General features: G+C 65.7%; 14 protein-coding genes. 6 read left to right on the top strand and 8 right to left on the bottom strand.

Annotated elements, in window-relative coordinates:
- Window positions 1-467: 467 nt before the first annotated feature.
- From wecB to N511_RS0114500, 5 genes are all read right to left on the bottom strand, one after another.
- On the bottom strand, window positions 468-1,727 hold the full coding sequence (wecB, locus tag N511_RS0114520) for a non-hydrolyzing UDP-N-acetylglucosamine 2-epimerase (RefSeq protein WP_027679973.1): 1,260 nt from the start codon (window positions 1,725-1,727) through the stop codon (window positions 468-470).
- Between the two features lie 246 nt (window positions 1,728-1,973).
- Window positions 1,974-3,707 carry an NfrA family protein gene (locus N511_RS0114515; RefSeq protein ID WP_027679972.1) on the bottom strand — a complete coding sequence of 578 codons (1,734 nt, stop codon included), beginning with the start codon at window positions 3,705-3,707 and terminating at the stop codon, window positions 1,974-1,976.
- A complete protein-coding gene (locus N511_RS0114510; protein WP_027679971.1) occupies window positions 3,704-5,815 on the bottom strand; it encodes a glycosyl transferase family protein in 2,112 nt (703 codons plus the stop codon). The genes N511_RS0114515 and N511_RS0114510 overlap by 4 nt, the downstream gene beginning before the upstream one ends.
- 739 nt (window positions 5,816-6,554) lie before the next feature.
- Entirely contained in the window at window positions 6,555-8,402 is a 1,848-nt protein-coding gene (locus N511_RS0114505) for a methyl-accepting chemotaxis protein (protein WP_027679970.1), read from the bottom strand.
- A gap of 101 nt (window positions 8,403-8,503) precedes the next feature.
- A complete protein-coding gene (locus N511_RS0114500) occupies window positions 8,504-9,208 on the bottom strand; it encodes a glycine zipper 2TM domain-containing protein (RefSeq protein WP_027679969.1) in 705 nt (234 codons plus the stop codon).
- A gap of 275 nt (window positions 9,209-9,483) precedes the next feature.
- Here N511_RS0114500 and N511_RS0114495 point away from each other — a divergent pair, with 275 nt between their 5' ends.
- Window positions 9,484-10,416, top strand: a complete 933-nt coding sequence (locus tag N511_RS0114495) for a 2-hydroxyacid dehydrogenase (protein WP_027679968.1) — start codon at window positions 9,484-9,486, stop codon at window positions 10,414-10,416.
- Window positions 10,417-10,448: 32 nt separating this feature from the next.
- On the opposite strand, the gene N511_RS0114490 is transcribed toward N511_RS0114495, so the two are convergent.
- Complete coding sequence (locus N511_RS0114490) at window positions 10,449-11,705, bottom strand: branched-chain amino acid ABC transporter substrate-binding protein (protein WP_027679967.1); 1,257 nt, start codon at window positions 11,703-11,705, stop codon at window positions 10,449-10,451.
- Window positions 11,706-11,934: 229 nt separating this feature from the next.
- On the opposite strand from N511_RS0114490, the gene N511_RS0114485 reads away from it, so the two are divergent.
- From N511_RS0114485 to N511_RS24280, 5 genes are all read left to right on the top strand, one after another.
- The gene (locus N511_RS0114485; protein WP_027679966.1) at window positions 11,935-12,600 is read left to right on the top strand and encodes a TetR/AcrR family transcriptional regulator; all 666 of its coding nucleotides are present in this window, start codon (window positions 11,935-11,937) and stop codon (window positions 12,598-12,600) included.
- 41 nt (window positions 12,601-12,641) lie between these two features.
- Window positions 12,642-14,087, top strand: a complete 1,446-nt coding sequence (locus N511_RS0114480; protein ID WP_027679965.1) for an MFS transporter — start codon at window positions 12,642-12,644, stop codon at window positions 14,085-14,087.
- Between the two features lie 96 nt (window positions 14,088-14,183).
- The gene (locus N511_RS0114475; RefSeq protein WP_027679964.1) at window positions 14,184-14,618 is read left to right on the top strand and encodes an HIT family protein; all 435 of its coding nucleotides are present in this window, start codon (window positions 14,184-14,186) and stop codon (window positions 14,616-14,618) included.
- Window positions 14,619-14,772: 154 nt separating this feature from the next.
- Window positions 14,773-15,402 carry a PadR family transcriptional regulator gene (locus tag N511_RS24285; RefSeq protein WP_051530934.1) on the top strand — a complete coding sequence of 210 codons (630 nt, stop codon included), beginning with the start codon at window positions 14,773-14,775 and terminating at the stop codon, window positions 15,400-15,402.
- 37 nt (window positions 15,403-15,439) lie between these two features.
- Entirely contained in the window at window positions 15,440-15,619 is a 180-nt protein-coding gene (locus N511_RS24280) for a hypothetical protein (RefSeq protein WP_037026691.1), read from the top strand.
- Between the two features lie 35 nt (window positions 15,620-15,654).
- On the opposite strand, the gene N511_RS0114460 is transcribed toward N511_RS24280, so the two are convergent.
- Both N511_RS0114460 and N511_RS0114455 read right to left on the bottom strand, forming a co-directional pair.
- On the bottom strand, window positions 15,655-18,825 hold the full coding sequence (locus tag N511_RS0114460; RefSeq protein WP_027679963.1) for an efflux RND transporter permease subunit: 3,171 nt from the start codon (window positions 18,823-18,825) through the stop codon (window positions 15,655-15,657).
- An 11-nt stretch (window positions 18,826-18,836) separates the two neighbouring features.
- A complete protein-coding gene (locus tag N511_RS0114455; protein ID WP_027679962.1) occupies window positions 18,837-20,027 on the bottom strand; it encodes an efflux RND transporter periplasmic adaptor subunit in 1,191 nt (396 codons plus the stop codon).
- Between the last annotated feature and the right edge of the window lie 11 nt (window positions 20,028-20,038).

Genomic DNA, 20,038 nt, shown 5'->3' with positions numbered 1-20,038 from the left:
GGCAATCATGGGCGATAGAACGAGCCGTCCGCTTGGCGGTAGAGCCCGAGGTTGAAGTTAGGGCCACGATCGTGACCACGGTCTGTGCCTGCTGTCTCGTTGTCCGGTATACCGGGCCGGACTTCAGTCATGACCGCTGGGCGCGGTGGAGGGATGACCTGTCCGTTCTCATCCATGACGCCGTACCCGTAGGCGCGCGCGCCTCCAGTCACGGGCCTGTGTGTTACTGCTGCCACAACGGTGGGCTGCACGGGTTGCGCCGTCATGGCCGTCGCCTTTGAAGACGCGGGGGATGGGGCTTTCTTGTCCGTGTCGGCGCCGGGGGTGCGCTGGTCTGTCGCGCCAGTCACGATGGGGGGTACGCCACCATCCCGGCCTCCCGGCGGTGCAACGATCAGCCAACCGGCGACAAGTGCGGAGGCAACCAATACGCCGCCCCCGATTTGCTTCGCTTTCATCAAAGCCTCCTAACCGTTCAGGCGGTGCTGTGTTGACGACCCTTGCGCGGTCACACGCGCCGCTTCCAGATCGATGATCTCGGCCTCGGTGGCCGGTTTGCGAGTGAGTTGCGGGCCGCGCGCGACATTCTTCGGCTGCGTGGTAAAGGCCTGCTTCAATGCATCAACAATGCGCAGGCAGGCCTGACCGTCGCCATAGGGGTTGTGCGCCTGCGCCATGCGTTCGTATTCGGCCGCATCGTTGAGCAGCGTTTCGGCTTCGTCGACGATGCGCTGCGTGTCGGTGCCCACCAGCCGCGCGGTGCCCGAAGCCACCGCCTCCGGACGCTCGGTGGTGTCGCGCGTCACCAGCACCGGTTTGCCCAGCGCGGGCGCCTCTTCCTGAATGCCACCGGAATCCGTGACGATCAGGTAGGCGCGGTCCATCAGATAGACGAACGGCAAGTAGTCCTGCGGCGCAATCAGATGGACGTTGTCGTGGCCCGAAAGGATGGCGTTGACCGGCTGCTGCACGTTCGGGTTCAGGTGGACGGGATAGACCACCTGCACATCCGGATGGCGCGCCGCCAGCAAGCGCAGCGCCACGCAGAAGTTCTCGAACGGCTCGCCGAAGTTCTCGCGGCGGTGGCCTGTCACCAGGATCATCCGCCGGCCGGCCTCCAGGAACGGATAGCGCGCCGCCATCTGCGCCGACAGCGCGGCATCCGCGTCCAGCCGTTGCTTCACGGCCAGCAGCGCATCGATGACGGTATTGCCGGTGAGCGTGACCTGCTCCGGGTCGACGCCCTCGTCCAGCAGGTTCTGGCGGGACTCTGCCGTGGGTGCGAAGTGCCAGGTGGTGACGGAATCGGTGACGCGCCGGTTCAGCTCTTCCGGCCATGGCGACCAGATGTTGCCCGTACGCAAACCCGCTTCCACATGCCCGACCGGAATGCGCCGGTAGAACGCGGCCAGGCTTGCCGCCAGCGTGGTCGTCGTATCGCCGTGGACGAGCACGGCATCGGGCTTGTAGGCGTCGAGCACGCCGTCGATGCCGCCCAGCACGTTGGACGTGATATCGGACAGCGTCTGCCCAGGCCGCATCAGGTTGAGGTCAAACTCCGGCACGATGCCGAAGAGTTCCAGCACCTGATCCAGCATCTGCCGGTGCTGCGCGCTCACACAGACCGCCGACGTAAAACCTGCCTCGGCCTGCAATGCCTGCACGAGCGGTGCCATCTTGATGGCCTCCGGGCGCGTGCCGAATACGGTCAGAATTTTCCCTGTCATGATTCCCCCCAGTCATCTGCATCGGCGCACGCAAAGCGCGACGACGAACGTGTCGCTTCTGACGCCGGCGCAGACTTCGCCATTGAGCGAAGGCCGTGCCATGCATCCCGCTTTGACTCACCATGGCGCAGCGACGCCATCCAGCGGACGTCGCTGCCGTTTCTCTTTGTTACCCGTTTCCCTCGGCGGTCAAAAACGTTTCATCTGCGACACCTCTGACTGGGGTCTGCTTGAATCGGGGTTGCCTTAGAACCAAAGAATGGCGCGCGCGACCACCCCCTTTGCTCGATCCGCGTGCGTCAATGGCAGGCGGTACTGCAACGTCAAGTCCAGCCAACTGGCCGGCGCTGCGTAGTGCGACTCGCGAAACCAATAGCGGAAGTTGATGCCTGGGCCGACACCCAGCGCAAGCTGCTGGCCGATCGCTTTGTTGTCGTGATCGCCCGCCAGCACGATGTGCGGGTAGACCGTGAGGCGATCGCTGATGGAGTTCAGTAGCCACGTGTGTCCGTAGCGCATTTCCGTGCTGATGATCATCCGGCCCTGGTTGAGAAAATAGGCGCCCTCGCCATACACCTGCCAGGTCTGCCAGCGCGGCTTGGGGACCTGCAGGTCGAGCCCCTGGTCGGTCGAGAACCCGATGCGCAGCAGCGTGTCGTTGGTCGTCAGTTGCCCAATGCGGAAGAGGCGCTCGGCCGTGAACACCAGGTTGACGTCTTTGATCGGCTTGTAGCGCGCACCAACGGAGCCCTGCGCGGTCGGCAGGCCGGTGCTGCCGTTGCGGTCGTACACGCTGTCGTAGCCACGCACGAAGAACTGGAAGATGCTGCCGTCACGGTAGCCGATGCCGGGCGGTTGCCAGTACACCTCCGCGCCGGCCTGCCCCGCGCTCACCGTGTTGGGCAAACCGAACGCAGACGTTTGATACGCGCCGGAGAGGACCATGCCGAACGTGCGCTGCATCTGCTCGACTTCGCGCCGGTAGCCGAAGCGGCGATCCGGCGGAAGTCGGTCGTCGCCATTGCCGCCGCTTTCGCTCTTGGCGTCGGCATCGGCGCGGTCGAGGCTTTCGCGGAAGAGCTTGATGGCGGTCGGGTTGTCGCCCTGGCGCTTCGCTGCATAGGCGGCATCGGCGTAGTGAGTCCAACTGCCCTGACCCGTCGCAAAACCACGTTGGAACGCTGCGAGCGCGGCACGGTCGTCGCGCGCGCGCAGGTGGCTGTAGGCCTCATTCAACTCGCGCTGGCCGATCACGCGCGGATCATTGGCAGACGTGGCATCGCCCTGCGCTTCGGGCGCCATCGCCTGGGCAAGCAGTGCCTTGGCATAGCGTTGTCGCGCCGGGTCGGTCGCGTGCTCGGCAGCCAGCGTGGCGGCCTGCGTTGCGCCATCGCGATCGCCCAGCTGCAGGCGAGATTGCGCGAGGCGCAGTTGCACGTCGGCATCGGGTTCGTCCTTCATGCCGCTGAGCGCATCGATGGCAGCCTGCGGATGCTTGGCGGAATATGCGCTGTCCGACCAGGCCAGATGCAGGTTGCGCTGCTCCTGGGCGGTCCAGTCGGTGCCTTGCACGGCGTGTGCAAAGTCCTGTTCAGCGACAGCGGGGTCGTTCGCTTTCTGCGCGAGGAAGCCGTGCTGTGCAAACACACGGGGCTCGTCGGGATACTTCCGCAGCAGCGCATCGGCCTGCGCGCGTGCCGTATCCAACTGGCCCTTGCGCGTCAGCACATCCAGCAGCAGCAGGTTCAGTTGCAGGCTGTCTGGCTGCGCGGCCAATGCTGCGCGCGTGGCGGCTTCGGCATCGTCGAGCTTGTTGGCGTCGATGGCGCGGTAGGCGCGGTCGGCGCGAAAGTAGGCGTCGGGCGGCAACGGCGCGGGCTGCTCGGCGAGCGATACGCCATGACACAGCGCCCACACTGCCACAGCAATCGGCCAGCGCAAACGGCGTACGGTTAAACGGTTGGCTCTCTCGTGTGTCATGCCACACCTCCCGCAACAGATGGGTTCGGCCGCGGCCCTGCCCCAGGGGGCAGATCCGGCGGCACAGGAATCGGGGGGATGGTGGAAGCCTCGGGTGCGGGTGCCGTGCCGGCTGCAATGCCTGGGCCGGCGCCCGTCATGGATTCGACGGCCAGCATGGCCGAATGCGCCGACGGTCCGAACACGACCGTGGTACGGCGGTTGGGGTCGGCCATCTGCGCCAGCTCGGCCGACATCTCGTGGTCGCACGCCATGAAGCACGCGACCTTGCGGCCCGCCGCACGGGCCAGCTCTTCGAGCACTTCGCCGTTGGGCAGCTCCGACACGGCAATGTTGAGCGAGCCGTCTTCGCCGATCGAGAACGGCACCACGTGATGCCGCACAGCCAGGTCACGCGGCAGGCAATCGGCCAGCGCGCCGAGCACGACGTTGGTCAGGCTCACGCGCGGCAGGTCGACCTGCTCGGCCAGCGCATCGGCCAGCGTGTCGGGCGTGACCAAACCCTGCTCGACCAGCACTTGCCCCAGCCGGCGCCCGGTCTGGCTCTGAATGGCGAGGGCGGCATCGAGCTGCGCCTGCGTGAGAACTTCCCACTTGATGAGCGTTTCGCCCAGCTTGCAGCGCGTGCGGCCCAGCGCGTCGTTCGACAGATAGGTGTGCTGCGTCTTGTCCCAGGCGATGGGCTTGCCGGTCAGGCAGTAGATCAGGAAGATCTTCCACGCCCGGCATACCGAAAAGAAGTTGATGAAGTTGTTCACCACCAGCCTGGGCAGGCACAGCACGCCCTGCAGCGGGCCGTTGAGCCGACCCACAAAGTACACGCGCTGCGCCAGCCGGTTGAAGAGCAGCGCTGCGTTGACGGCCAGCAGATCCTGCATCCAGAGGCTGCCGACCACGAACGTTCCATCGGGAATCGTGACCACGCCCTTGGCCATCAGCGCACCCAGCGCCAGATAGTTCAGCGACAGCACATAAGCCAGGATGGAGAACAGCGCCGTAAGCACGCCTTTGCGGTCCCGGAAGAACATGTAGCGGGTGATGAGGTTGCCGTCCCACCCCATCTGCAGCCATCCCTGGAACGCGATGCCGAGCACCCAGCGCGCACGCTGCCGGTACGCCGTGCGGAAGGTACTTGGAAAGTACTCGCGCGTCGCCAGCAGTTGGGGGCGCGCGCCCTTGCGCCGCCCCAGGCGCCAGCGTGTGCGCGCCTTGCCTTCGGCGTCTTCGGCCGGTTCTGCGTTCTCGCAAATTGGGAAATGCACGAACGCTTCGCGCATGCCGAGTTCGCGCAGGCGGAAGCTGAAGTCGTAGTCTTCGGTGAGCGTGCTGGTGTTGAAGGGCGAATCGCCGCGCACCTTCATCACGGCTTCAATCGCACGGCGGCTGTAGCACAGCGCGACGCCTGCGCCGGGCACCGTGCCGGTCAGCGCCTGGCGCGCCACGAGGTCTTTCTGGTGCGTCTCCGAAAAATCATCCATGTAGGTGCCGGCCACCCACTCGTACCACTTGCGCTCGAGCGAGAGCACGGGCAGCTGCACCAGATCCTGATCGAGGATGAAGTAGTTGAAGTACTTCAACTCCAGCGGATGGATCACGTCTTCGCAGTCGTGCATGATCACGCCCGCAAAGCGGATGCCGTGGCCGGCCTCGTGCCGGATGATGGTCTGGATGATGGTGTTCAGGCAGTCGGCCTTGCACGTCGGGCCATCGTGCGTAACGGCGGCACGCACCACGCGGCCCGGGTAGCGGCGCACCATGCGCTCGACTTCGGTGGTGGTCTCCGCATCGTTGCGGTACGCGCCGGCAAAGATGATGAAGCGCGTGTACTCCATCGTCGCCAGGGTGTTTTCGACCATCTTGGCGATAACGTCGTATTCCTTCCACGCTGGCACCATGATGGCGAGCCATTGCTCTTCACGTTCGCGCAGCGATTGCGCCGAGATCGTGACCGGCGTGCGACCGCGCTGCGGCCAGAGCCACAGTTCGCGCACCCAATAGAAGGCATCCAGGAAAAAGTCGTCGGCGGTGCTGATGAAGATGACGAGCGTGGTCGCCACCGTCAAGGTGTTGAGCAAGGCGAGGTAAAGCTCCCATGGCAGATCGCTCATGGCCGCTCCCCTGCCCCGGCCCAGTGGACGCGTTGCCAGTGTCCGGCGTACCCCCCGCCTTGCGCTGTGGCGCTCATGCTTCCCCCAAGGTCTTCTTCGACGTGCGACGCAACCGCTTGCGCCGCGGCATCCGGCCCAATCGCCTGCTGTCAATCGGATCGACGCGTCGCCCTCTAGCCTGCTTCTCGCGAGGAGGAACGCGAGGACCATACCAACACCCGCCGAGGCGCGCCGTTATGCGGTGCAGCACGCCGCATGCGTCTTCAGGCGGTGAATAGGTGCGTCGGGTTGTTGCATGCGTGAACGCAAGACGCACGCGGCGCGCGTGCCAAGATCAACGCCACGGCATGCAGTGCGGCCTGACGTGATGGACATTCGTCCGGGCAGTGGACAAGGCCTCCATACAAATGACGGAGGTGGTGGGTGATCAAGTACAGGGTGTTTGGGTTAGGCGAGCGGGAAGTGCACCTGACGAGCGGGGCGCGCATGTTGGCGCAGGGACGGCGGCGTGCAACGGCATGCAGGCTGCAAAGCCTGATGCGCAAAGGGTCTGCCAGACGAAACGCCCCTGGGAGACGGCCGACGGCGCGGACGAGCGAAGCGGCAGCGACTGCCCCGCGCAAATCGCCGGCCTGACCGACAACATCGGCCCAAGCGATTCGGCAAATCGGTTGCAGCGCTGAAACACAAAGCCGCGCTCAGGGCGCGGCTTGTTAAAAAGAGCGTCTCGGCTTGCGTGTCAGAACTGTTCCCAGTCGTCGGCATCGCTGGACACTGCAGCCAGGGCAAGTTTGCCTGCCTTGGGCTCAGCTGCCACAGCAGGGACTGCCTTCGCATCCGGAGCCGGCACAGCCACCGGCTTGACGGGCGCTGCCAGGCGCTTGCGTGCTGCACGTGCTGTCGCTGCGGCCGGTTTGCGCGCGACTGGTTTCGCTGTCGTGCTGGACGAAGCGGGCGTCGCCGATACCGCTGCCGCCACCTTCGCAACGTTCACGGGGTTGGCAGCAACGGGAGCCAGCACCGGCCCCGCATGCGCACCCGCCGCCGGCAGCCGGAACGACGCCACGGCCTCGCGCAGCACGCCGGCCTGCTCCTCCAGCGATTGCGCAGCGGCCGCCGCCTCTTCCACCAGCGCGGCGTTCTGCTGCGTCACCTCATCCATCTGCGTGACGGCCTGGTTGACTTGCTCGATGCCGGCGCTTTGTTCGTCCGATGCCGAACTGATCTCGCCCATGATGTCGGTCACGCGCTTGACGGCGACCACCACTTCGTCGATGACGCTGCCCGCTTCGGCCACCAGCGTCGTGCCGTTTTCAACGCGGCCAACCGAATCGCTGATGAGTTCCTTGATTTCCTTGGCCGCCGTGGCCGAGCGCTGCGCGAGGCTGCGCACCTCGCCGGCCACCACCGCAAAGCCGCGTCCCTGCTCGCCCGCGCGGGCAGCTTCCACTGCCGCATTCAGCGCCAGGATGTTCGTCTGGAAGGCAATGCCTTCGATCACGCCGATGATGTCGGCGATCTTCTTGCTGCTGTCGTTGATGCCCGACATCGTCTCGATCACGCGGCCCACCACTTCACCGCCCTTCACGGCGATGTCCGACGCGTTGCCTGCAAGCTGGCTGGCCTGACGCGCGTTGTCGGCGTTCTGGCGCACGATGCTCGTCAGTTCTTCCATGCTCGACGCGGTTTCTTCCAGCGACGACGCCTGCTCCTCGGTGCGTTGCGACAGGTCCATGTTGCCGGCCGCGATCTGCTTGGTCGCGCTGGCGATGGATTCGCTACCGCCGCGCATCGTCAGGATGGTGCGGATCAGGCCGTTCTGCATGTTGATGAGACCTTGCGTGAGCGCGCCCATTTCGTCCTTGCTGCTGACAGTGATGCGTTCCGTCAGGTTGCCGTTCGAGATCGCGCTGAAGTGCCCGAGCATCTTCGACAGCGGCACCGAGATCGCGCGGTGCAGGCCGAATGCGCAGCCGAGTGCCGCTGCAATGCCCACCACGATGGCGCCAATGATCAGCATCAGAAACGCGTGCGTGCGGGCCGCCGCGCTTTCGTAAGCGGCCTTGGCCTGTTCGACCTGGCTGCGGTCCAGCGCGTCGGCAGCAGCAGTCAGCGCCACGGACAGCGGCGGGATGACGTTCATCACCACCTTGTCGGCGGCTGCGGCATCGCGGGCGCGCAATGCGCTCATCAACGGCTCGATCCCGTCGCGGAAGAGCGCGTTGCGCTTGGCCTCCATGTCCGCAGCCAGGCGCGCTTCATCCGCGCTCATGGGCAGCGCCTTGTATTGCTTCCACGCGTCGTCAGACTTGGCGCGGTAGCCGTTAGCCTTGTCGAGGATGGCTGGCACGTCGGCCGCATCCGGATGGAAGACCGCGCGATCCAGCGTTGTACGCACGATCGCCGCATTCAGCTGCGACTTGCCGACCAGCGAGGTCGAAGCGAGCTGATTGGTGTAGATCTCGTTGATGTTCGCGTCGGACGCGCGCATTCCGACCACGCCGATGGTGCCGGTGGCCGCCAGTAGCGCGGCCAGGACCGCCAGCGCTGCGTTGAGTCGGAAACGGATGGAAAGTCGATTGAGCATGGGAGTCACCGCGGGTTATTGCCCCCGCTATATCGGCCGCCCCGCGCCGTTTCTGAAGCCCGTTCAACGCCGGGCCGGGCGGCCGCCCATGCACGATGTGGTTAGTACGGCACAGCCATGTTGTTTTCGATACGGGCGCGATCCCCCGTACGCAAGCCGTTCGGATTGTTCTGCGTGAGCGTGACGCGGGAGTTGTCGTTCAGCCGCAGGGTGACGCGGTAGGTCTGGCCGACCATCGTGTTGCCCTCGACGGCGTTGCCTGCCATGGCGCCGGCCACGGCGCCGCCAATGGTGGCCACGGTGTTGCCGCGTCCGCCGCCCACCTGGTGGCCCAGCAAGCCACCCACGACGCCGCCCAGCACCGCTCCCACGCCGCTCGGCTGACCGCGCACCGGCACGGCTTCGACGTATTCGACAACGCCGTAGCGGTTATCCGCCGGCGCCTGATAAGACGGGTCGCTGCTGCCCGGATACGGCGAATAGTTCGGCTGCGAGTACGCCGGCGCAGGCTGTTGCGGATAGGGCTGCGGCGCGTTGGGGTCATAGCTGCCGTAGCCGTTGTTGTACGCGTTGTTGTACGTGCTGTCGTACCCGCTGGTATAGCCGCTGCTGTAGGTGGTCGGGCCTGTGCTGTTCGCGTAAGCATTGCTGCCCGCGGCATACCCTGCACCGTAGCCCGCGCCATAACCGGGGTACGCCGGCGCCGTCACGCAGCCCGTCAGCCCGGCTGCCACCGCCGCCAATGCGGCCGCTGCCACCCAACGCGCTGCGTGCCCTGCACGGTCCGACTTGTTCGTTGCTCGCATGATGATTCCCGTCTGGTGAACGAGGCGTCTGGGCCGACCTGCGGTCTGGTCTGCGGCCTGCGGCCATGCGCCTCTTGCCGCAAAGTCTATGCCGCAGCCTGGCAAACCCGTGCAACCAAACCTGCTCATCGGTAACGGCGTGTAACCGCATGCGGGGCATGGCTTCGAGCAAGGCTGGCGGGTCGCGCGTTATCATCGCCAAGCGCCGCGCGACGCACCTGTTACCTGTTTACTGGCGTCTCCCTATTCTTGCGCTCCGCCTCCCCTCCTTACCCATGCAACCGACCCTGCTGCTCCTCATTGCGATGACGCCCGATAACGTGGCGCAGATCGCTGAACATTTCCACGTCATCCATGCGCCCACCCGCGCCGAACGCGACGCCGCGATCGCGCGCCACGGGCAGGATGTCCGCATCGTCCTCACCAACGGCTCGACGGGCCTGACGGGCGCGGAGATCGCCGCGATGCCCAAGCTGGAACTTGCCTGCGCGCTGGGCGCCGGCTACGAGAACATCGACGTGGACGCCGCCCGCGCGCGTGGCGTGGCCGTAGCCAACGGTGCCGGCACCAACGACGCCTGCGTGGCCGACCACGCCTTTGGCTTGCTGCTGGCCACCGTGCGCGGCATTCCCAAGCTGGATCGATCCACACGCAACGGCGTCTGGCGCGACGACATTCCGCTGCAGCCCGGCGTATGCGGCAAACGACTGGGCATCGTCGGCCTGGGCACCATCGGCATGCAGATCGCGCGCCGCGCTGCCGGCTTCGACATGCAGATCGGCTACCACAATCGCAAGCCGCGCGAAGGCGTGTCATACCGCTACTTCGATGCGCTGAAGGACATGGCGGAGTGGGCGGACTTCCTGATCGTTGCCACGCCGGGCGGTGCGCAGACGAAGCATCTGGTCAACCAGACGATCCTGGAGGCGCTGGGCCCGAGCGGCTACGTGGTCAACATTGCGCGCGGCAGCGTGGTGGATACGGCGGCGCTGGAAGCGGCCATCCGCGCAGGCAAGCTGGGCGGCGCGGGGCTGGATGTGTATGAGAGCGAGCCCAAGCCGCCGGCCGGGCTGCTGGACCTGGAGCAGGTCGTGCTGACGCCGCACATTGCGGGCTGGTCGCCGGAATCGGTGCAGGCGACGGTGGATCGCTTTCTGGAGAACGCCCGCGGACACCTGGCGGGCACAGGCGTGGTGTCCCCGGTCTGAGGATCTGACCCGGGGACACCTCGATCACGCCGTTACGACGCCGGACGCTTCATCTGGCACGACGTCGGCTGGGCCGCGAGGTGCGGTTCCAGCGTGACGTCAGTGCGCCAGCCGTAGCCGGTGTTTTCCTGGTCGTACTTGATCTTCTTGCCGTCGGCCTTCACCCAGGTGGTCACGTACAGCGTCTGCTGGGCCTGGTGGTCGGTCTTGCGCATCTCGATCGGGCCGTTGAGCCCATCGACCGTCATGCCTTCCATCACCTTGGCCACCTTGGCCGGCTCCGCCGAACCGCTGGTCTTGATGGCCTTGGCCAGGAAGGCGATGCCGGTGTAGACATCGGCGTTGAAGAAGTCGTCGTTGTACTTCTTCTTGAAGCCGTCGAGCACGGCGCTCGTCTTGGCGTTGCCGTCGTTCGGGGCAAAGTAGCTGATGACCTTCACGCGGTCGGCGCCGGACGCCCCCATCGCCGTGGGCACGCCGGTGGTGCCTGCGTAGTACGTATAGAAGTTGGTGGTAAGGCCCGCATCCTTCGACGCCCGAATCAGCAGTGCCAGATCGCTCCCCCAATTGCCGGTGATGACCGTATCGGCGCCCGATGCGCGGATTTTCGCGACATACGGCGAGAAGTCCTTCACCTGTGCCAGCGGGTGCAGGTCTTCACCCACCACCTGGATGTCCGGGCGTTTGCGCTTGAGGTATTCCTTGGCCGCACGCGCCACTTGGTGCCCGAACGAGTAGTTCTGGTTCAGCAGATAGACCTTCTTGATGTTCGGGTCCTTGGCCAGGTAGCTGGTCAGGGCCTCCATCTTCATGTCGGAGTTGGCGTCCAGGCGGAAGTGCCAGTAGTTGCACTTGCTGTTGGTCATGTCCGGATCGACCGCGGCGTAGTTGAGATAGATGATCTCCTTGCCCGGGTTGCGGTCGTTGTACTTGGCGATCGCGTCCTGCAGCGCCATGCCCACGCTGGAACCGTCGCCCTGCGCGACGTAGCGGATGCCCTGGTCGGTGATCTGCTTGAGGATCGTCAGGCTTTCTTGCGGCGACACCTTGTTGTCAAAGCCGACGACTTCAAACTTGGTGCCGTTGCCGCTCCAGTTCTGCTGGTTGGCCAGATCGGCCGCGTATTGCCAGCTGCGCAGCTGGTTCTGGCCCAGCGCCCCCATCAGCCCGGACAGCGGATCGATCCACGCGATCTTGACGGTCTCGGCGTGGACGATGGTCGGGCAGAATGCGCCCGCAAATGTGCCAACTGCTGCCGCCGCGCACAGCGCGAGTCGGAATGCCTTCATGCAAATGTCTCCTGATGTCTTATCGTTAGACGCCGTGCAGAAGGCATCGTCGAGCATGGTTCTTGTACTAAACCGCAAACCGAGGCTTACGGTAGCTCGATCCTTCCATACACAAACGTATGTGCATGGTAGGAGTGCGTTTATTGCCGTGTCAACCCGCGCAAACCTGGGGGCGTCAGCATGATTTAAGCGCTGGACAGCCTTGTCAGCGGGACTAGAATCCGCCTTCATGCCCAAGCCTTCCTTGCTGATCGACGAACACGACGCTGCCGTGGACGTCGATGCCGAAACCTCCACCCCTGCCGCGCCGCGTGCCCAGCTCACGCCCGACGACTGGGTGCGCGCCGCCACCGATCTGCTCGTCACCAAGAGCATCGATGCGGTGCGCGTGGACGTGCTCGCCAAGCAGCTGGACGTCACGCGCGGCAGTTTCTACTGGCACTTCAAGAACCGCGACGACCTGCTGCACCAGGTGCTGCAGGACTGGAGCGAGCGCACGCGCATCGGCCCCAAGCTGGAGCGGCAGAACGCATCGGTGCAGGGCCTGGTGCGCGATCTGCTCGCACTGCCGTTTCGCGGACGCAGCGCGCGCCGCACAGCCATGATCGAGTTCGCCATCCGTGCCTGGGCGCGGCGCGACCCGATGGCGCAAGAGGCCGTCGAAGCCGTCGATGAACACCGCATGGATTACTACGTCCAGCACTTCCAGGCGATCGGCTTTACGCGCAAGGACGCCAAGACGCGCGCCTTCATGCTGTACGCCTACCAGCTGTCGGAGGCCACGCTCTGGCACCAGGGCAGCAAGCCCGACAAGGACGCGCGCCGCCGCTTCTTTGAAGACACGCTGCTCGCCGGCGCATCGCAAGAAGACTCGGCCGCACCTGTGCGGGAATAATTCGTGCTGCGTCGTGCGCATTCCAGCTCGAGTGCGCCGCGATGCCCGAATCGCCAGCCTTCCACACATCCGACCTGCCCAGCCGGCTCGATCGTCTGCCGTGGAGCCGCTTTCACACGCGCGTGGTCATTGCGCTGGGCATTACGTGGCTGCTCGACGGCCTGGAGGTGACGCTGGCCGGTGCCGTGGCGGGCGCCCTCAAGCAAAGCCCAGCCCTGCATCTCACCAATGCGCAGGTCGGCATTGCCAGCAGTGCCTACCTGATTGGGGCGGTGTTCGGCGCGCTGCTGTTCGGCTGGATGACGGATCGGCTCGGCCGCCGCAAGCTGTTCTTCATCACGTTGGGCGTGTACATCCTCGCCACGTTCGCCACGGCGTTTTCGTGGAGCTTTGCCAGCCTCGTCGTGTTTCGTGTGCTCACGGGCGCAGGGATCGGCGGCGAATACGCGGCCATCAATTCGACCATCCAGGAGTTGACGCCCGCACGCGTGCGCGGCTGGACGGACCTCGCCATCAACGGCACGTTCTGGGTCGGGGCGGCGTTGGGCGCGGGCGCCTCGTTGTGGTTGCTGGACCCCGCACACATGAGCGTGGATACGGGCTGGCGGCTGTGCTTCTTCATCGGCGCAGTGCTGGGGCTCATCATTCTGGTCATGCGTTTCTGGATTCCGGAAAGCCCACGCTGGCTCATCACGCGCGGCCGGCACGAAGAAGCCCAGGCCATCGTGCGCGATATCGAAAGCGAGATTGCATCGCGCGGCCATCGCTTCGATACGGCGCCGTTGCCGGCATTGCGCATGCGCAGCCGCGGCCATCCACGCTTGACCGAAGTCGCCCGCGTGCTGTTCGTGCAGCATCGGCAACGCGCGCTGGTGGGCCTCGCTCTGATGGCAGCGCAGGCGTTTTTCTACAACGCGATCTTCTTCACCTACGCGCTGGTGCTGACCGATTTCTACGACGTGCCCGCGACGAAGGTCGGCACCTACCTGCTGCCGTTCGCGCTGGGCAACTTCCTCGGGCCGCTGCTGCTGGGGCGGCTGTTTGACGTAGTGGGCCGGCGCACGATGATTGCTGCCACCTATGCGATCAGCGGCCTGCTGTTGCTGGTGAGTGGCGCGCTCTTCAAGGCCGGTGTGCTCGACAGCGCCACACAGACGATCGCGTGGACCGTGGTGTTCTTCTTTGCATCGGCCGCCGCCAGCTCGGCGTATCTGACGGTGAGCGAGACCTTTCCGCTCGAGGTGCGCGCCCTTGCCATCGCGTTGTTCTACGCCGTGGGCACCGGGCTCGGCGGCGTGGCCGGGCCTGCGCTGTTCGGTTGGCTGATCGATACGCACTCGCGCGGTGCCGTGTTCGGGGGCTATGCATTCGGCGCCGTGCTGATGCTGCTGGCGGCCGCGGTTCAGGCGCTCTGGGGGACGGCCGCGGAGCGCAAACCCTTGGAACACGTGGCTGCGCCGTTGTCGCTTGATGACACCCCGGCTTGATCTGCGCTAAACCTGTGCGCGGCGCGTCGCCGCCGGTCGCCTATATACTTTCGCGCAGCGCTTTCCTGTGCTTTTCCCGCTTACTGGAGACACTTCATGCCTGACGCGACTTACGACAACCAGAACATCTTCGCCAAGATCCTGCGCGGCGAGCTGCCGTGCATCAAGGTGTACGAAGACGACCACACCATCGCCTTCATGGACATCATGCCGCAGGCCGACGGCCACGTGCTCGTGCTGCCCAAGGAAGGCGCAGCGGAACTGTTCGACCTGTCCGACGACGCGGCATCAGCTGCCATCCGCACCACGCGCAAGCTGGCGCGCGCCGTGCGCGCCGCGTTCACGCCGCCGGGCATCGCCATCTTCCAGCTCAACGGCAGCGCTGCCGGACAGACGGTGCCGCACGTGCACTTTCACGTGCTGCCGCGCTACAGCGACACCCCGCTGCAACCGCACGCCCGCGTGCAGGCCGACACCGACAAGCTGAAGGCCCAAGCCGAAAAGATCATCGCCGCACTGCAGGCCGAATAAGCGTCACCCCACACGCCGAGGCCGCACCAGCCGGCCTCGCGAACCTCCTCCCTTTTCAATCTCGCCCCCCCCCGCTGTACCGACTCCGCATCGTTCTTGCGTTTACCCAGCCGGTTGCGTATATTCGTCGGCGGATATACGCAACCGAGCAAATATGAAGCGTCCGACCAGTCCGTTGGCCCTTGCGGTCCTTGTGCTGCTGTTTGAAAAACCGATGCATCCGTATGAGATGGCGTCAACCATGCGTGCACGGGGCAAGGAGAAAAGCATCAAGCTGCGCTACGGCTCGCTGTACACCGTGATCGATTCGCTGGAAGCCGCCGCGCTGATCGTGCCAACCGAAACCGTGCGAGATGGCGCTCGCCCGGAGCGGACCGTCTACGCCATCACCCCTGCCGGCCGCGCCGAGATGAACGACTGGCTGCGTGAATGGATCGCGCGGCCGGAGAAGGAATACCTGCGCTTCGAAGCCGGGTTATCGCTGCTGCCCGCACTGCCGCCCGATCACGTGATCGACCTGCTGCGCGACCGCCTGGCGCGCCTCGATCCGCTCATCGCAGAAGTCGATGCCGAGCTGACGACGGGTGCCGCGCAGGAAGTGCCGCAACTGTTTCTGATTGAGTCCGAATACCAGCGCGCGCTGCTGCTGGCAGAACGTCAGTTCGTGATCGGACTCATCACCCAGATGGAGGCCGGCACGCTGGGCGGGCTGGACCTCTGGCGCGGCTGGCATCAGCAGCGCGCGGCGGCCGAGAAGACCGCCTCCACTACCGGGCCGGCCTGAGCCGGGCCACCGTCAACGCAGTGAAACCGGAGTCGTCATGCAGACCTCATCGCAAACCGTGCCGCGCGACACGCATTCGTCATCCATTCCGTTCGACCCGAATGCCGAGAAGGCCCTGAGCTGGTATGGCTGGGGCTCGCCCATCGGGGCGGGCCTGTTCCTCGTAGCGGTCGGCGCATGCGCAGCGCTGCTGCACATCGCCGGCCTGTGGCGTTGAGCGCGGCACACCGAGCCAGAAAGGACGCACCGCAGTCAGGCGGATGACGCTTCGGGCGCGGGTGCGTCCCCTCTTCCTGGCTGCGCACCCCGTCGATAGGCCAGCCGATACAACACCGGCAGCACCAGCAGCGTCAGCGCCGTCGACGACAGAATCCCCCCGATCACCACCGTGGCCAACGGCCGCTGCACTTCAGCGCCCGTGCCGGTTGCCAGTGCCATGGGCACGAAGCCCAGCGATGCCACCAACGCGGTCATCAGCACCGGACGCAAGCGCGTCAGCGCGCCCTCACGTACGGCCTCGTCGACGGGCTTGCCGCTCTCGCGCAGGCTGCGGATGAAGCTCAGCATCACGAGCCCGTTGAGCACTGCCACGCCCGACAGCGCGATGAAGCCCACCGCCGCGGAAATCGACAGCGGAATACCGCGCAACGCCAGCGCCAGGATGCCGCCCGACAGCGCAAACGGAATGCCGGAAAACACCAGCAAGCCGTCCTTCAGGTTGCCGAACATCATGAACAGCAGCGTGAACACCATGGCCAGCGCCAGCGGCACCACGATCTGCAGGCGCCCGGTGGCCGACTGCAATTGCTCGAACTGCCCGCCCCACGCCATCCAGTAACCGGCCGGCAGGCGCACCTGCGCATCGAGCACCGCCTGCGCTTCTTCGACGAACGAGGCGATATCGCGCCCGCGCACATTGGCGCTGACGACGATGCGGCGCTTGCCGTCTTCGCGGCTGACCTGGTTGGGACCGGTCACCTCGTTGAGCGTGGCCACCTCGGATAGCGGCACGTAACCCTGCCCGTTGGGCAATGCCAGCGGCAAGCGGCCCAGCGCGGCCGGGTCGCTGCGCGCAGTTTCCGGCAGCCGCACGACGATGCCGAAACGACGGTCGCCCTGGAATACCGTGCCCGCATCCTTACCCCCGATGGCGGCGGACACCGTGTCCTGAATCGCACCGATGGAAAGGCCATAACGCGCGGCCTTGTCGCGATCGATGTCGACGTTCAGAAAAGGCAGGCCGCCGGTCTGTTCGATCTTCACCTCGGCAGCGCCGGCCAGCTTGCCGAGCTGCGCCGCAATACGCTTGGCCTGGGCTTCCAGCACGCTCATGTCGTCGCCGAAGAGCTTGACGGCCACATCGCTGCGTACGCCCGAAATCAGTTCATTGAAGCGCAACTGAATCGGCTGCGAGAACTCGTACGCGTTGCCGGGCAGCGCTTCGACCGTGGTGCGAATGTCGGCCAGCAACTGATCCCGGTTGCGACGTTTGCCATCGGCGCCGGTGGGCCAGTCGCGCTCGGGCTTGAGCATGATGTAGCCGTCAGAGATGCTGGGCGGCATCACGTCGGTCGCGACCTCTGCGGTACCGGTGCGCGCAAACACACGCTCGATCTCGGGAAACTTCGTCTTGAGCGTGCGCTCGATCTGCATCTGCATGTCCAGCGATTGCGCCAGGCCGGTGCCCGGCACGCGCATGGCCTGGATGGAAAGATCGCCTTCGTTCAGGTTGGGCACGAACTCGGCGCCCAGGCGCGTGGCTGCCACCACCGAGACCGACACCGCCACCGCGGCAAACGTCAACACCACGGCAGGCGCAGCCAGCACGCGTTCGAGCAGCGGGGCATACATGCGGCGCGCCCAACCCATCAGGCGGTTCTCTTTCTCGGCGACGCGCTCGCCAATGAACAAGGCCACGGCGGCCGGTACAAACGTGATGGAGAGAATCATGGCCGCAGCCAGCGCCAGCACCACCGTGATCGCCATCGGGTGGAACATCTTCCCTTCCACACCCGAGAGCGCAAAGATCGGCAGGTACACCACCATGATGATGAGCTGGCCATACAGCAACGGGCGGCGCGCTTCGCGGGCGGCTTCAAACACCTCGTCGAAACGCTCGGCGCGCGTGAGCGGGCGTCCGCGCAATTCCTGCGCATGCGCAAGGCGCCGCACGCAGTTCTCGACGATCACCACCGCGCCGTCGACGATGATGCCGAAGTCCAGGGCGCCCAAACTCATCAGGTTGGCGCTCACCTTGGCCGACACCATGCCGCTGAACGTCATCAGCATCGACAAGGGAATCACCAGCGCCGTCAGCACGGCTGCGCGCAGGTTGCCCAGAAAGAGGAACAGCACCGCCATGACGAGAATGGCGCCTTCCAGCAGATTCTTCTTGACCGTGGCGATGGCCTTGTCGACGAGCACCGTGCGGTCGTACACCGACTCCACGCGAATGCCCGCCGGCAGCGTCTTGCGAATCTCCTGCATGCGCTTGTCCACGGCCTGCGAGACGGTGCGGCTGTTCTCGCCCATCAACAGGAACGCCGTGCCGAGCACCACCTCGCGCCCGTTGCTGGTCGCCGCGCCCGTGCGCAGTTCGCTGCCGCTTTCGATGCTGGCGACGTCGCGCAAGCGCACCGGCGTGCCGTTCGGGCTGGCGAGCACGACGTTGCCGATGTCGGCCGCATCGCGCAACTGGCCGGGCGCACGCACGAGGTATTGCTCGCCCTTGCGCTCGATATAGCCGGCCCCGACGTTCGCGTTGTTGCGGTCCAGCGCGGTCACCACATCGGCCAGCGTGAGCTTGTACGACGCCAGGCGTTCGGGGCTCGTCGCCACCAGGAATTCCTTGGCAAAACCGCCGATGGTGTTGACCTCCGTCACGCCCGGCACATTGCGGATCTGCGGGCGGATCACCCAGTCCTGCAGCTCGCGCAAGTCGGCGGGGGTGTAGGCGGTGCCGTCGGGCTTGCGCGCGTTGGCGTCGGCCTCTACGGTCCACAGGTAGATCTCGCCCAGGCCGGTGGAGACCGGCCCCATGCTTGGCGAAATGCCGTCGGGCAACTGCTCCTTTGCGGCCTGCAGGCGTTCGCTCACCAGTTGGCGCGCGAAATAGATGTCGGTGCCCTCCTTGAAGATCACCGTCACCTGCGACAGGCCGTAGCGGGACAGCGAGCGCGTCTGCTCCAGCTTGGGCAAGCCGGCCATGGCGGTTTCCAGCGCATAGGTGATGCGCTGTTCGGTCTCCAGCGGCGAATAGCCCGGTGCGGGCGTATTGATCTGCACCTGCACGTTGGTGATGTCGGGCACCGCGTCGATCGACAGACGCGTATAGCTGTACGCGCCGAACGCGGCGGCGGCCAGCACGGCCAGCAGCACCAGCCAGCGCTGGGCGATGACGGTGCGCAAGAGGCGTTCAAACATGGCGCCTCCTTTCAATGACCGTGGTCGGCGGACTTGCCGGCTTCGGCCTTCAGCACGTAGCTGTTGGTCGCGGCGTAGCGCGCGCCGGCGGGAAGCCCTTCGAGAATCTCCGTCCAGGTGCCGTCGGTGCGGCCCGTTTTGACGGGGCGCACTTCAAAGCCGGCGGGCACAGGCACAAACACCGAGGGTTTCTCATCGACGGTCTGCACGGCATCGGCGCGCACGGCCACGGGCACCTGCACGCGCCCCGATTCGACCGACACGTTGACGAACATGCCGGGCCGCCAAGCGAGCTTCGGGTTGTCGAGCGTGACGCGGGCGGGCGCGGTGCGGGTCTGTTCGCCCAGCAAGGTGCCAACGTAAGAGACCTTGCCTTGCACGGCGGTGCCCGTGGCCGTGGCGCGCACGGTGGCGGCAGCGTTGGTGGTGACCGCTTCCAGATCCTTGGCGGTGACGGAAAAGTCCGCCCACACGGTGCGCAGGTCCGCCACGGTAAAAACGGCTGTCTCCGCCTGCACGGCCTCACCCTGCGACAGATGCTTCGCGACCACGACGCCATCAAACGGCGCACGCAACTCGAAGCGATTCAGCGCCGAACCCGCCGGTGCTGCGCCAATGGCCGTCAGCTTCTGGCGTGCGTTATCCGCAGCAATGCGCGCTTCCTGCAGCGACGTGCGCGCCTGCTGGTAATCCTGCTCGGCGGCGATGCCCTGCTCCCAGAGGCGCTTTTCGCGTGCGTGTGTTTCCTGCGCGAGCGCAAGGCGTTGCTGGGCAGCCTGCAGTTCGCTGCGCTGATCCGACAGCGCGGGGCTGGAGAGCACGGCCAGCAGTTGGCCGCGCGTCACCGGCTGGCCCAGTTCCACCGCCACCTTTTCGGCCACACCCGCCACGCGCGGCACCACGTGCGCGGTGCGGTCTTCGTTCAGGCGGATCTCGCCGGGCAGGACCACCTGCGTTCGCAAGTCGGCAGCCCCGGCGGTGTCCACGCCGATCTTGGCATTGGCGATGGCGTCGGCCGTCATGGCAAGCGTCTCGGCGTGGGGCGCCTCGGCTTGCTCGGTGGCGGCCGGTGCGGGTGCTGCCTCAGCATCGGCCGTCGGCGCCTGGCGTGCACCCATGCCGAACCACAGCCCGACAGCGGCCAGCGCCCCGAGCACGACGATGAGCGCGATGGCGCGCCGTTGTTGCGGTGGAAGTGTCATGTCAGCAGAAA

It is taken from the genome of Ralstonia sp. UNC404CL21Col (assembly GCF_000620465.1).
GTDB classification, from domain to species: Bacteria; Pseudomonadota; Gammaproteobacteria; order Burkholderiales; family Burkholderiaceae; genus Ralstonia; species Ralstonia flatus.
This window is presented reverse-complemented; position numbering and strand designations above follow the sequence as displayed.

Coding starts and splice junctions, on each gene's coding strand:
- wecB (WP_027679973.1), bottom strand. CDS start 1,727: ATGACAGGGAAAATTCTGACCGTATTCGGCACGCGCCCGGAGGCCATC.
- N511_RS0114515 (WP_027679972.1), bottom strand. CDS start 3,707: ATGACACACGAGAGAGCCAACCGTTTAACCGTACGCCGTTTGCGCTGG.
- N511_RS0114510 (WP_027679971.1), bottom strand. CDS start 5,815: ATGAGCGATCTGCCATGGGAGCTTTACCTCGCCTTGCTCAACACCTTG.
- N511_RS0114505 (WP_027679970.1), bottom strand. CDS start 8,402: ATGCTCAATCGACTTTCCATCCGTTTCCGACTCAACGCAGCGCTGGCG.
- N511_RS0114500 (WP_027679969.1), bottom strand. CDS start 9,208: ATGCGAGCAACGAACAAGTCGGACCGTGCAGGGCACGCAGCGCGTTGG.
- N511_RS0114495 (WP_027679968.1), top strand. CDS start 9,484: ATGCAACCGACCCTGCTGCTCCTCATTGCGATGACGCCCGATAACGTG.
- N511_RS0114490 (WP_027679967.1), bottom strand. CDS start 11,705: ATGAAGGCATTCCGACTCGCGCTGTGCGCGGCGGCAGCAGTTGGCACA.
- N511_RS0114485 (WP_027679966.1), top strand. CDS start 11,935: ATGCCCAAGCCTTCCTTGCTGATCGACGAACACGACGCTGCCGTGGAC.
- N511_RS0114480 (WP_027679965.1), top strand. CDS start 12,642: ATGCCCGAATCGCCAGCCTTCCACACATCCGACCTGCCCAGCCGGCTC.
- N511_RS0114475 (WP_027679964.1), top strand. CDS start 14,184: ATGCCTGACGCGACTTACGACAACCAGAACATCTTCGCCAAGATCCTG.
- N511_RS24285 (WP_051530934.1), top strand. CDS start 14,773: ATGAAGCGTCCGACCAGTCCGTTGGCCCTTGCGGTCCTTGTGCTGCTG.
- N511_RS24280 (WP_037026691.1), top strand. CDS start 15,440: ATGCAGACCTCATCGCAAACCGTGCCGCGCGACACGCATTCGTCATCC.
- N511_RS0114460 (WP_027679963.1), bottom strand. CDS start 18,825: ATGTTTGAACGCCTCTTGCGCACCGTCATCGCCCAGCGCTGGCTGGTG.
- N511_RS0114455 (WP_027679962.1), bottom strand. CDS start 20,027: ATGACACTTCCACCGCAACAACGGCGCGCCATCGCGCTCATCGTCGTG.